The sequence below is a fragment of the Methylomonas sp. Uni0011 genome (genome assembly GCF_056850255.1).
On record NZ_JBVVNO010000006.1, the window covers coordinates 182,707 to 196,124 of the forward strand.

Here is a 13,418-nt window from a genome sequence, read left to right on the forward strand (position 1 = left end):
GCATAACCCAGGAGCGAATTTGTTCGACCGAATAATGTTACCGATTTGGCTGACCCTGGTTTTGGCGTGCAGCTGTGCGAAAGCGTTGGCGCAAGCGCCCGCGGTGGCGATCGTCTACCCGGACGTGCGCGAACCCTACCGTTCGGTGTTTTTGGAAATCGCTCGCGGCATGGAGCAGGAACTGGGCCGGCCGGTTGCCCATTATTTGCTGAGCGAGCGCGATACCTCGCCCGAACGGCTGATCGCCGACTTGAAGAACGATCGCATCGACGTGGTGGTTACACTGGGCCGGGCCGGCTTGGCCATGGCCAAGGGCCTGGTCGGGGTGTTGCCGGTGGTGATTGGCGCCACCGTTGTCCGGCCGGAAGAAGCACCACAGGGATTGACCGGTATCAGCCTGACACCGGCACCGGAAGCGATGTTCGACCAGTTGAAAAAACTGGTGCCGAATGTGAAGAAAATAACGGTGATTTACGATCCTCGCCAAACCGCCTGGGAGATTCGGCACGCCGAAAAAGCCGCCCAGGAACGCGGGCTGGTGTTGCAGGCCCAGCCGACTGCCAGTGTGCGCGATGCATCCGACTCTTTCCGCCAGATACTGGTAGACGTCAAGGATAATTCGATTGCTTTGTGGTTGCCGCGGGAAAATGCGGTATTGGACGAGCAGTCGCTGTTTCCGGAAGTGCTGCGCGAGGCCTGGGAAAAGAATTTCGTGGTGTTTTCCAGCAATCTGGACCACGTCCGTAAAGGCGCACTGTTCTCCTTATATCCGGACAATTTCGGCATGGGTCGCAGTCTGGCTAGTATGGCGATCCAACAAACCCAACCGGGCGGCAGACTCGAGCCGGTCAAGTTGCTGCAGGATTTGCTGGTGGCCGTCAACTTACGCACGGCCGAGCACCTGGGTTTACAGTTTTCCAATCAGACGCGGCGCGAGTTCGCGATGGTTTTTCCGACGCCTTAAGTCCGATGCCGCCAAGATTGGGGTTCAGTTTTCGCCGGTCGAGTTTTCTGCAGCAACTGGCAGTAGCCTTTACTTGCGGCCTTTTAGTGGTTTCGTTGTTGTCCTCGTTCGGTATCTCCGAGCTGTCGTACGGCGTGGTCCGCGACAAATGGTTGGCGCAAGGCCGGCAGTCGACGGAAGCCTTCGCCGCCCAAAGCACCGTGGCTCTGCTCTATGCCAGCCGCGAAAATGCCGAAGAACCGGCCAAACGGTTTCTGTCTTCGCCGGATGTCAGGGGGGTGGCGATTTACAACACGGATCGTCAGGCTTTGCTGGAGATGGGCGAGTCGGCGTTGCCGGCGGAAGACAACGGTTCAGTTTGGCCCGAAACCTTGCAATTGGTGGCGGAAACAGAACGCGCTTGGTATTTTGCTGCGCCGGTTTTCGCCAGACGCGGCGGGGAAACGGCGTCGCCGTTCGAGGCGCAGAGCCCGGCGCAGGAACTGATCGGCTATGTGCGGTTGGCGGTCGGCAAACGCTCCTTGCTGGCAATGAAACGGCAGATTCAATTCGTCACCCTGGCGGTTTCCGCCGCCGCCGCCCTGGTGTCTTTCGTGTTTTTGCTGACCATGGCCCGCCGCCTGACCTTGCCGATCCAGCAATTGGCGAAGCGGATGGGCAAGGCATCTGCCGGCGAGAAGCATGTCAGAGCAAAATTGTCCGGGCCGCGCGATATTACCGACATGGGGGCGGCGTTCAATGCCATGATGCAGGTCTTGGAGACCCGCGAGGAGTTATTGGAGCGCGCACGCGACAAAGCTTTGGAATCGGCCCGCTTGAAAGGCGAATTCGCGGCCAATGTCAGCCACGAGTTGCGGACGCCGTTGAATGCGGTGTTGGGCATGCTGGAGTTGTTGCAAGACATGGGACTGACGCCCAAACAACTGGAATACTCGACAGTCGCTCGTAACGCCGGCGAAGCTCTGCTGAAATTGATCGAGGACATTCTGGATTTTTCGCGGATCGAGTCCGGCATGTTGAAGTCCCAGTCCAGCGATTTCGTGTTGCAGGAAATCGTGCAGGAGGTGGTCGAACTGATGGCGGCCCAGGCCAGACGCAAGAACCTGCAGCTGCGCTATGAAATTGCCGACGGTGTGCCGGAACAGCTGACCGGCGAAGCGAGCCGAGTCCGCCAAGTTTTGCTCAATTTGGTCGGTAATGCACTGAAATTCACCGATCAAGGCGAGATCGAAATCGGCGTGGCGTCGTCGTCGGCCGGCGACGGCCAATTGCTATTGACGTTTAGCGTTACCGATACCGGCATGGGGATTCCGGCAGAGGCGCAAGACCGGATTTTCGACGCTTTCGTGCAAGCCGACGGCTCCACTACCCGCCACTACGAAGGTGCGGGCCTGGGACTGGCAATTTGCCGACAGCTGGTACAGCTGATGGGCGGGAACATCGGGGTCGACAGCCGGCTTGGCCTTGGGAGTCGGTTTTGGTTTAGTTTACCGTTCCGGGCTCCGGGCGGTAGCGTAATCTTGTCCAATGCGCGACGGGATTGTTTTGCTCACCTGAACATTCTGGTAGTGACCGATAACGAGCAAACCGGCCGTTTCCTGACGGGCAATCTCGCAGAATGGCAGGTTCGTTACCACCTTAGCGGTTTCGACTGTCATGCGGCTGAACTGTTGCAGGTCGGCCGCGACCAGGGTCAAGCCTACCGTTTTGCAGTGGTCGATATGGCAAGCGCTTCGGCACACCAATGGCTGGAGCGGATTGGCGGCGGCTGGGAGGAGACCAGGTTCATCGTGTTGAATCATTCCGCCTCCGTAGAAGGGCTGCCCGATTTACCGTATTTAGCGGTCCGTTTTCCTGGGGAAGTAACGGCGGCCGATCTATATGACGTATTGACTGCCGATTGTTCGCAGGTCTTAACCGGTGGTGAAGAATTGCAAGCGGCCTTCGACAGATCGGCATTGGCCTTGAACGTCTTAGTGGTGGAGGACAACCGGGCCGGGCAAATGGTGGCGGCCGGCATGCTGGAACGCTTGGGTTGCCGTTACCAAATCGCGGCCTCCGGGGCGGAAGCCTTGGAGAGGGCGGAAGGCGCAGCGTTCGACGTGGTACTGATGGACTGCCACATGCCCGGCATCGATGGCTTTGAAGCCACGCGCCGTATCCGGGCGTTACCGGGGGCGCCGGGTCGGGTGCCTATCATCGCGATGACAGCCAACGCCCTGCGCGGCGACGAAGAGCAGTGTCGTTCCGTCGGCATGGACGATTTTCTGGCTAAACCGATCAAGCTGAAGGCCTTGCGGCAAAAATTGCTTAACCACAGCGAAAATCGGCGGCTGCCGCTGGCCGAGGCAAGCGATGCCGCGACGGCATCTGCCGGAGCCGAACCGGCGACCCTGGACCGCGAAAGCTTGATACAACTGCGCGAGGAAGTCGGCGGCGCATACCCCAAAATGATCCACTTTTTTGTGGAGGATGCGCCGCCGCAGATCGCGCAAATCAGTCAGGCAGTGCGGGACGCGGACTTGGGCCGGTTGCGGGAGCTGGCGCACGCCTTGAAAGGCGCCGCCAGCAGTTTGGGCGCGGAAAGACTGGCGGCAACGGCCCGCCAATTGGAATTGGCGGCCGAAAGCGGCGCCTTGGCCGCGGGCGCCGAGCGCATGGCCGAGAGCTTGCTGACCGAGTTCCGCACGCTGGAACGGCTGCTGCTGGTGGAAATCGACGCCGAGCCGGCCGGCGAGCAAGCGTTGGCGCAGATCGGGCCGCGGGTGCTGGTGGCCGACGACGACCGGGTTTTGCGGGTGGCTTTGCAGGACATCTTGCAACAGGACGGCTATACCGTCGATTTGGCCGTCACCGGCCGGCAGGCCGTGGCTCTGTGCGCGCGGCAAATGGCCGATCTGATTTTGATGGACGCGATGATGCCGGAAATGGACGGTTTCGCCGCTTGCAAAGCCATCCGCGCATTGCCGCACGGCGCGGAGGTGCCGATTCTGATGATCACGGCACTGGAGAACGAACATTCGGTCGAATTGGCCTTCTCCACCGGCGCTAACGATTTCATTCCCAAGCCGATTCATTTCACGGTGTTGCGCAAGCGCATCGCCCATTTGCTGAAAGCCAGCCAAAGCCAGCGCAGCCTGAATCGGCTGGCCTACCACGATCCGTTGACCAATCTGCCCAACCGCGTGCAATTTATGGAGCGCTTGAACCGGGTGCTGGCCAAACCGGCGGCGGTGCCGGCCCAGCACGCGGTGCTGTTTCTGGATCTGGACCGCTTCAAATTGACCAACGACACCATGGGCCACGATGTCGGCGACCTGATGCTGAAGGCCGCCGCCGAACGGATACAGGCCTGCGTCCGCCGCGAGGATATGGTGTCGCGCTTCGGCGGCGACGAATTCATTCTGTTGCTGGAGCATATCGGCAATCCGCAGGATGCCGCGGCGGTGGCGCAAAAAATCTGTAATGCCATCGCCAAGCCCTTCGCGTTGATGGGGCAGGAGTTTTATATCAGCTCCAGTATCGGCATTTCCTTGTCCCCTTACGATGGCAAGGACAGCGGCCTGCTGGTTAAGCACGCCGACACCGCGATGTACCGGGCCAAGGAGCAGGGCAATACCTTTTGCTTCTACGAACAGAGCATGGAGTTTGCGGTTTCCAGCAAATGGCGCCTGGAAAGCGATTTACGCCGGGCCTTGCAGCGCCGCGAATTCTTTCTGCATTACCAGCCGCAGATCGATTTGGATTCCGGCCGCGTGATCGGCGCCGAGGCCTTGATTCGTTGGCGGCATCCGGAGCTGGGTATGATATCCCCCGACCAGTTTATTCCGGTGGCGGAGGAGATTGGCTTGATCGAAGAGATCGGCGCCTGGGTGCTGCGCGAGGCTTGCCGGCAGAACCGGCAGTGGCAACAAAGCGGCCATCCGCCGTTCGTGGTCGCGGTCAACGTCTCGGCCAAGCAGTTGGACCGGGACGGTTTCGCCGAACAAGTTATCGCGATTTTGCGCGAATCCGGGCTGGCGGCCGAGTATCTGGAATTGGAATTGACCGAAAGCCTGTTCATTCGCCATCCGGAGCAAAAGCGTGAAATTCTGGCGCGTTTAAAAAACGCCGGGATGCAGATATCGATCGACGATTTCGGCACCGGCTATTCCAGTTTGAACCAACTGAAACAGTTCGTATTCGACAAACTGAAGATCGACAAATCCTTTGTCGCCAACATCATGCACGACGACGATGCCGCGGCGATCGTGCGAGTGATCATTTCGATCGCCGGGATTCTAAAGTTCGAAGTTATCGCCGAGGGTGTGGAAACTGCAGAACAGGCAAAGTATTTGCGGCAAAACCATTGCAAGCAGGCGCAAGGCTATCTGTTCGGCAAGCCGATGCCGGCCGACGAGTTTTCGGCGTTGATTGGCGGTAAACGCCAAATTTAATTGAAGCCGCAGCCGGCGCCAAGGTCGTTGAAAGACAAGGCTTGGCGGTTGAGCGGCCGGCGCACGCCGATGAAGCGCTCGCGCCAATACGGCTGGCGCAGGTCGGAGACCATGACCCGGCCGCTGCGGGCGCTCGGCGCATGGACGAATTGTTCGCCGCCGATATAAATGCCGACGTGGGAGTAGGGTCGTTCGGTATTGAAAAACAACAGGTCGCCGGGCAGGCGCTGTTCCGGCGCTACGGCCGGCAGTTGCCGGGCCAACGATTGGGTATCGCGCGGCAGGCGCAAACCTTGGCGGTAGTACACGTAATACACCAGGCCGCTGCAATCGAAACCTTCGCTGGGCGACTCGCCGCCGTAAACATAGGGCGCGCCCTGCAATTGCAGCGCTTCGGCCACGGCCATCCGGTTGCCGCCTTCGGTTTGCGGCAGGGTCATCGGCGGCGGCGCCTTCTCGGTGCTGGCGCAACCGGCCAATTGACCAAGCGCTAGCGCCAGCAGCCACGGGCCGGCGGAACGGCAAATCCGAAAATCCGAACAAGATTTGAGCATCGGCAGTATCAACGACGTAAGCGAATCGCGCTTAGTATAGTGGGTCCGGACGCGGCGCGCTCGCGGTTTCTGGTCTGGCTTACCACGCTTCCAGTACCACGACTTTCCATTCCCGGTTGGCGACCGGTCTCAGGCTGACCCATGAGCCAATACGGCGGCCGCTGTATGCAGCCGGATTCTGGTAGTAACCGACGCCGGCATCCTGGGCGGCGATATGTCTGGCCAGTTCGCGCAATTCCGGCAACGCGGCGTAGCGTTCCTCGCGGAACAGATTCAGGCCGATTTCGTCGCGGTCGGTATCGAACAAAATCAAGCCGTCGTCCTGTATCACCCAGATGGTTCGGCCCGGCAGTTGCAGTTCCGGTGCCAATAACTCACCCAATAACTCGGCGGCTTTAAAGCGTCCGGAAACGAAGCCGGCTAGCGTGTTGCCGATTCTGACAGGGGCCACCAAGGTGATGGCCTGATAGCCTTCCGGTGCCGGATAGACTCGACTGAGGGCCGGTTCGCCGGTTTGCAATACCTGCCGGTTGTGCTCCAATTGCGAAGTATCGCTGCCGATCGCTTGCCGGTATTTGGCCGGCGCTACCGCGACGATGGTACCCGGTGCGCGGGTTGCGGCTACGCTGGTCAGGCGCGGCAATTGCGCCAACAAGCTTTCGAGTAACGGCCCCGCGCCGGCCAGTTCGGCGGCGGATTTGAACTGCGCGGCGGTTTGCACCAAGCCGGCCTGAGTGTTTTCCAATTCGGCGCGGATTTTTGCGGCAATCGTGTCGGCGCTGCTCAGGTTGGCGTTGGAAATGCGGGTCACGTCGGCCAGCGCTTGTTCCGCGCGTTGCTGCTGTTGCTTGGCTACTTCGCCTTCCGCTTCGGCCAATTGCCGGGCTTGATGCGCTTCGACCCCGAATTTAAAAGCCAATCCGGCGCCGGCCAGGATCGAAACCAACACCGCGGCGCTGGCCGACAGCGCGAGTTTGTTGCGAGCGATGAAGCGGCGCAGCAATTCGCCGCGGGTATAGGCATAGGTATTGACCAGGCGGCCGTCGCGGAAGGCTCGCAACTCTTCGGCCAGCGCGCCGGCGTCTTTAAAGCGCAGGCTTTGGCGTTTGGACAGGGCCTTGTTGCAGATCGCGATCAATTCGGCCGGGGCGGCCAGTTTGGGATTGCGGGCGTCCGGCATCGACGCCGCCGAGACCAATTGCGACATGATCTGGTCGGCATTGCCTTGCAGCGGCGGCCGGCCGTTCAGCAGGTAGTAAAGGATGCAGCCGAGGGCGAACACGTCGGAGCGGGCATCGATCTCGCCAAACTCCGGATCGGCCTGCTCCGGCGCCATATAGGCCGGTGTGCCGAGAATGTCGCCGAATTGGGTCAGGTCGGCGTCGTGGTGTTGCGGGTGCGACGCCGGCAGCGGCGTTTCCGCTTCGTTTTCCACTTTGGCCAGGCCCCAATCCAGCACGATGGTCTCGCCGAACGGCCCCAACACGATATTGCCGGGTTTGAGGTCGCGGTGCACGACGCCTTTGGAATGGGCGTAGGCCAGGGCCTCGCAGACGTCGATCACCCGGTCCAGCAGGGCCAGGCGTTTGGATAAGGCGTGTTCGGCCAACGGCTCGTTGTTGCATTCTTTCAGGGCCTTGGCCAGCGTATCGCCGCGCACCAGCCGCATCACGTAATACGGCGCGCCGCTTTGTTTGACGCCCAGGTCGTAGACCGGGACGATGCTCGGATGCTCCAGCCGGCCGGTAATACGGGCTTCGCGCAGAAAGCGCGCATTCAAGGCCATGTCTTCGTTGGCGGCCTGATCCAGCATTTCCTTGATCGCCACTTCCCGGCCGATGCGCTGATCGAAACCCAGCAACACCCGGCCGACGCCGCCGGCACCGACCGCGCCGCGCAACGCATAATCGCCGCCGTAATGATCTTCAGCCTCCGGAACGTCGTCCGAGGTCCGGCGTTGCGGACGCGACTTGATGATGGTGACGTCGTCCAGCGGCAGCATACGGGTAATATCGTCTTCCGGAGCCATGGTTGCGCTTCGCAAAATTAGGACTTGCCAAGTATAGGCGGCTATGCCAATGCCGTTTCCTCGCCAGCAGGCTGCAAAACCGGAATGCTCAATCCGACGTGGTAGGCCGCTCGTAAACCGAATTGAACTCGCCCTTTTGGAATGTCTTCAACTCGATAAGGCGAGCCTATAGGATACTGCCGTTAGAAGCATCGGTCGTGATCGTTGCGTCTCGCTGCCGGATCGATACCATTTACTCGGTTGTCGATTTTTATCAGGCACTACAGACTTTGCCTAATCGCATGAGAGGATATGCTTACAAGGCACTTTGGTAGATTGGCTCAGCGGTTAAATGTAAAAACGGAATTGCCGAATAGTTCAGATGCAATTCTGGCGGACCTAAAATGGAGATTAGAACGGTGAGTTCAACATTGATGAAAAAATTGGATTTGTTTTTTATTGCGCTGTTGTGTTTCGGGCCTCTAGCGCATGCAACTTATCCTGCAACCATCGATAGTTGGTATGACTACGGTTATGCCCCCGGAAAATTGTCAATGCCTCCATCCGGAACCGGGCGTATTGATGATTGGCATATAAGATGGCCAGGGCATCCCGATATGTATCTAACCCCATCTCAGTGTACTAATATCGGGCAGGGTTTAATTATTCGCTGTACGAATACGAGCTGCGGTGGAGGCTTTGCATGTAGAGCGAATCTTTCTTGTCCAGACGGCTCGCCACCGGACTATGCAAACAACACCTGTCCTGGAGCTGATAATCGCAAAAGCATGGGGGAGTCTGGCGATTGCAATAAAGGAAACATTACGACGCAGCTTGGAAATCCGTGCGATGCAGCAACCGGGAACAAGTTTCAAAAAGAAATAGATTATGCCGATGTCGGCACCGGATTGTCTTTTATTCGGTTTTATAACAGCGGAAATATGTTTCGATCCGCAAATCAATTAGGCTACGGGTGGTCCCATCAACTTGGCTCCAGTTTAATCGTTACAGGCACTGGAGTTGCAATCAATCAGGCCGACGGCCGATCGGAAGTATTTAAATTAGTTAACGGTCTATGGACCGGCGATGCCGATACTCAATTGGCTTTGGCGCAAGATAGCAACGGTTTTACCCTGGCCGACCGCCAAGGTTCGAAAGAACGTTACGACAATAAAGGACGTATTCAATCGAGTATGACGCCGGACGGTAGAGTTACCTCATATGGATACGACGGTAATCAACGGCTAATTGCGGTTACCGGTCCTTTCGGTCATAGTCTGCAATTGACCTATGACTCAGCAAACAGAATCAGTAGCATCGCTTACCCCGATGGATTGACCACCAAGTATCAATACGATAATTCGGGTAACCTCAGTCAAGTTAAATATCAGGATAACAGCGTTCGCCAATATCACTACGAAAACACATCGTTTCCTCATGCGCTCACGGGCATTACCGACGAAAACGGCAATCGCTATGCAACATGGTCCTACGATACCCAAGGCCGGGCAAACCTTTCTAAGCACGCCGGAGATGTTGAACAAGTTGAGTTGACGTATAACGGAGACGGTACGACTGATGCGAAGGATAGCTTTAACACGGTTAAACATTTTACGTTTCAAAATGTGCTAAACGTGCGCAAAGCGACAGGCATTAATCAAACCACGAATGGTGGTATCTCAATTTCGCGGAGTCAAGGCTACGACGCCAACGGCAACCTTGCCAGCCAAACCGACTTCAACGGCAACCTCAGCTGCTACGCTTACGACCTGAGCCGCAACCTGGAAACCGTGCGCCTGGAAGGCTTGCCGGCCGGTTCCGGTTGTCCCGCCAATTTAGCGGCGTACAACCCAACCGCGGGCAGCAGCATCCGCAAAGTCAGTACCCAGTGGCACGCCAGCTACCGGCTGCCGACTCAAATCGACGAAGCCGGCCGCCGCACAAGCTTCAGTTACGACACCGGCGGCAACCTGCTGCGCAAGACCGTCACCGATACCGCGAGCCAACAAAGCCGCAGTTGGAGTTACACCTACAACAGCCTCGGCCAAATTCTGACCGCCGACGGCCCGCGGACCGACGTTAGCGACGTCACCAGCTACCGCTATTACACCGATACCGCGGCCGCCCACCATATCGGTGACCTGTGGCAGATCAGCAATGCCTTGGGCCACACCACCACCTTTACCGCCTACGACGCCAACGGCCGTCCGCTCGGTCTGACCGCAGCCAACGGCTTGTTGATCGGCTTCGCTTACGACGCCCGCGGCCGGCTGACCCAAAAAAATGTCGGTGGCAACATTAGCCGCTACGACTACGATTCGGCCGGCAATTTGACTAAAGTCACCCGGCCCAGCGGCGTGTTTTTCCGCTACACCTACGACGCCGCCCACCGCCTGACCGAAATTACCGACGCCTTGGGCGGGCGGATTCATTACACGCTGGACGCCATCGGCAATCGGACCAAAGAAGAGATTCTCGATAGCAGCGGCTCCGTCGTCAAAACCCGCAGTCGGGTATTCGACGCCTTGTCCCGCCTGCAACAAGACATCGGCGCCTACAACCAAACCACGAGCTACGCCTACGACGCCAACGGCAATCTGACTCAAACCACCGATGCCGCGGGCCACGTCAACCAGCGCCAATACGACAGCCTGGACCGGCTGATCCGCACCACCGACGCCTTGAACGGCCAGACCGACTACTATTACGACGCTCAGGACCGCCTGACCCAAGTCACCGACGCTGCCGGTCACAACACCGGATACACCTACAACGGCCTGGGCGACCTGACCCGCCTCGACAGCCCCAACACCGGCGCGACTCAATACGCCTACGACGCCGCCGGCAACCTGACTCAAACCACCGACGCCGCCAACGTCACCGCCCTCTACCAATACGACGCCCTCAACCGCTTGCTCGGCATCGACTATCCGGGCAGCGAAGCCGACGCCGAATTCGGTTACGACGGCACTGCCGGCAATATTGCCGGTCAGCAAGGCCGGTTGACCGACGCCCGCCGCGGCGATATCGCCACCCGCTACCAATTCGACCTGCGCGGCAACCTGCTCGGCAGCGCGGTACGCAAACCATCCAATGGCGCCGTACTCAGCGATTTGGCTTTCGGCTACGATGCCGACGACCGCCTCGTCCAAACCCAGCCCGCCAGCGGCCGCCGCCTGCAATACCAATACGACGCCGCCGGACAAGTCCGCCGCCTGCAAGTCGCCGATACCGTATCCGGTACCACCACCACCCGGCTGCTGGCGGACAACATCGTCCATCTGCCGTTCGGCCCGGTCGCCGGCCTGACCTACGGCAACGGCCTCAGCGACAGCCGCCAATACGACCTGGATTACCGCCTGACCCGGCAGACCGCCGGCAACCTGTTCCGCCAGCAATACGGCTACGACAGCCTGGGTAACATGACCTTGAGCAACGACGAAACCGCCAGTCTGGCCCAACAAACTTACACCTACGACGCCGTAGGGGAGTTAACCGCTCTGAGCCATGCCAATCCGCTGCAAAATCAAAATTACCAATACGATGCGGTGGGTAACCGTACCCAGCAATCCAGCCCTGGCGGCGGCACGGCGGATTACCGGTACGATCCGGACAGCCAGCAATTGTTGGGGACGGTGATGGGCAGCCCAGCGACCAGCCAACAACTCAACCACTTCCGGAGCGACGCCCGCGGCGCAATCGACCGCTCGCAAACCGAACTGAAATCGTCGTTCTGGAATGTGCTCAGCACGCCGGTCGATTACCTGTACGCCGCGGACCAACGTCTGGTGCAGATCAATGGCGGCACTAGCATACTGGCCGGCTACGCCTACGACGCCTTCGGCCGCCGGGTCGGCAAAACCCGGCCGGGCAAACCGTTGCAAACCTTCGCCTACGCCGGCAGCCAGCTACTGGCCGAAAACGCCGGCACGCCCAGCCACTACGCCTACCTGGACGGCCAACCGCTGGCCCGCATCGACGGCAGCGCCGCCAACAGCCCGATCTACTACTTTCACAACCACCCCCTGGGCGTGCCGCTGAAAGCCAGCAACGCCGCCGGGCAAACCGTCTGGGCCGCCCAACTCCAACCCTTCGGCCTGATGCAGACCACCACAGCCGCCATCAGCCAGAACCTGCGCTTCCCCGGCCAGTACTTCGACGCCGAATCCGGCCTGCACTACAATATGGCCCGTTATTACTCGCCCGAACTCGGCCGCTATTTGCAATCGGACCCGATTGGGTTGGCGGGGGGGATTAATACCTACACCTATGTTGAGAATAATCCGGTTAATTTTATTGATCCTTTGGGTCTATATAAAACTCTAGGTTGCTCTCCTAGACAAGAGAAAAAGGTAAAAAATTACTGTGAAGTTGCTACTAAAAAAGCAAATGAATTCGGCATTGGCGATAAGTTTCAATCAACATTAGATAGTGCTACTGTCAGTTGTGAACCTCCTCCAATTTATAAAGACAGTTGTGGCGGAAGACATCCTGATAAACCAATTATTTATCTAAGCTTTAAGTTAGATCCAAATATTTATTTTTGTAATAAGCCTGCTGCGGTTTTACACGAAATTTCGCATCTCCCTCCAATAAGCTTTGATGAAGCAGATGCGTACAAGTTGGAATATAATGCTTTTCCCTCTGATCCTCGGTTTACTCCTGAATTATTTAACGAAGAGTATGATCATGCAAGTGATGCGCTAAAACAAAAATACAGAAACTATTATGAAAATAATTTTCAATAAATTAGGTCGCTATTTTTTGATATTAACAGTCGTTGTTTTATTTATACCGCTTTATGTGCAAGCTAACAATCAAAGGTTTTTAGTTGTCGTCGAATCAATTTCTGTGCCTGAATCAGATACTATTTTTTTCGCAAAAACAGATGGCTATAAAAAGATTGATAATGGATTTGTCACTTCTTCTGGAGAATCGTTATCTGTAGTCATACTAAAAGTGGATGTTGTCAAAGTATTTAGAGGCAACATTAAGCCTGGTGAAAAACACCTGATTTGTACTTGGTTTTATCCTGGGGATCCTGAATTTGATTTTTATTACAATGGCGATGGTAGTGAAATAACTGTATTAGGCACGCAAACACCTTTTACTATCCAACTACCAAAGCTTCTAGATTATTTTATAGGTGGCTTCAATCGCGAATCTGTAATAAGAAAAGGGCTAAAGCTACCTACAAAATTCATTAAGGATAAATCTCGTATTTTTAAAACATTTTCTAAAGCTGACGATAAAATTATCAGAAATGCCTGCAATGAGCCCGATGCTTGGGAAAATTTAAAATAACGACCGTACGGCGGGGCAGAACGGGGTCATATATGGTCCGCCCCGTATTGCAAGAAAAAATTCACCAGTAACATAAAGAAAATATTGCGCCCATATATCCGGCCTGTAATTGAGGATTAAACGACCTCGGGCCCTGATGGACTTCGCGCATT

At 57.1% G+C, this 13,418-nt stretch carries 6 protein-coding genes and 1 pseudogene; 5 read left to right on the forward strand and 2 right to left on the reverse strand.

The window, feature by feature from the left end:
* The first annotated feature begins 34 nt into the window (after nt 1-34).
* Nucleotides 35-964 (forward strand): ABC transporter substrate binding protein, encoded by a 930-nt coding sequence (locus AC0IM9_RS10435; protein ID WP_482803950.1) that lies wholly within the window; start codon nt 35-37, stop codon nt 962-964.
* Between the two features lie 5 nt (nt 965-969).
* Nucleotides 970-5,400 carry an EAL domain-containing protein gene (locus AC0IM9_RS10440; protein ID WP_482803951.1) on the forward strand — a complete coding sequence of 1,477 codons (4,431 nt, stop codon included), beginning with the start codon at nt 970-972 and terminating at the stop codon, nt 5,398-5,400.
* Here AC0IM9_RS10440 and AC0IM9_RS10445 read toward each other — a convergent pair.
* Both AC0IM9_RS10445 and AC0IM9_RS10450 read right to left on the reverse strand, forming a co-directional pair.
* A complete protein-coding gene (locus AC0IM9_RS10445) occupies nt 5,397-5,954 on the reverse strand; it encodes a C40 family peptidase (RefSeq protein WP_482803952.1) in 558 nt (185 codons plus the stop codon). The two genes, AC0IM9_RS10440 and AC0IM9_RS10445, sit on opposite strands and share 4 nt — an antisense overlap.
* A gap of 79 nt (nt 5,955-6,033) precedes the next feature.
* A complete protein-coding gene (locus AC0IM9_RS10450) occupies nt 6,034-7,983 on the reverse strand; it encodes a serine/threonine protein kinase (RefSeq protein ID WP_482803953.1) in 1,950 nt (649 codons plus the stop codon).
* A gap of 767 nt (nt 7,984-8,750) precedes the next feature.
* On the opposite strand from AC0IM9_RS10450, the pseudogene AC0IM9_RS10455 reads away from it, so the two are divergent.
* The 3 genes and pseudogenes from AC0IM9_RS10455 to AC0IM9_RS10465 all read left to right on the forward strand — a co-directional run.
* Nucleotides 8,751-9,458 (forward strand): annotated as a pseudogene (locus tag AC0IM9_RS10455) (DUF6531 domain-containing protein); the annotation flags it as partial.
* A gap of 138 nt (nt 9,459-9,596) precedes the next feature.
* The gene (locus tag AC0IM9_RS10460) at nt 9,597-12,710 is read left to right on the forward strand and encodes an RHS repeat-associated core domain-containing protein (protein ID WP_482803957.1); all 3,114 of its coding nucleotides are present in this window, start codon (nt 9,597-9,599) and stop codon (nt 12,708-12,710) included.
* The gene (locus AC0IM9_RS10465; protein WP_482803954.1) at nt 12,691-13,266 is read left to right on the forward strand and encodes a hypothetical protein; all 576 of its coding nucleotides are present in this window, start codon (nt 12,691-12,693) and stop codon (nt 13,264-13,266) included. Before AC0IM9_RS10460 ends, AC0IM9_RS10465 begins: the two co-directional genes overlap by 20 nt.
* Nucleotides 13,267-13,418: the final 152 nt, after the last annotated feature.

Coding starts and splice junctions, on each gene's coding strand:
- AC0IM9_RS10435 (WP_482803950.1), top strand. CDS start 35: ATGTTACCGATTTGGCTGACCCTGGTTTTGGCGTGCAGCTGTGCGAAA.
- AC0IM9_RS10440 (WP_482803951.1), top strand. CDS start 970: ATGCCGCCAAGATTGGGGTTCAGTTTTCGCCGGTCGAGTTTTCTGCAG.
- AC0IM9_RS10445 (WP_482803952.1), bottom strand. CDS start 5,954: ATGCTCAAATCTTGTTCGGATTTTCGGATTTGCCGTTCCGCCGGCCCG.
- AC0IM9_RS10450 (WP_482803953.1), bottom strand. CDS start 7,983: ATGGCTCCGGAAGACGATATTACCCGTATGCTGCCGCTGGACGACGTC.
- AC0IM9_RS10465 (WP_482803954.1), top strand. CDS start 12,691: ATGAAAATAATTTTCAATAAATTAGGTCGCTATTTTTTGATATTAACA.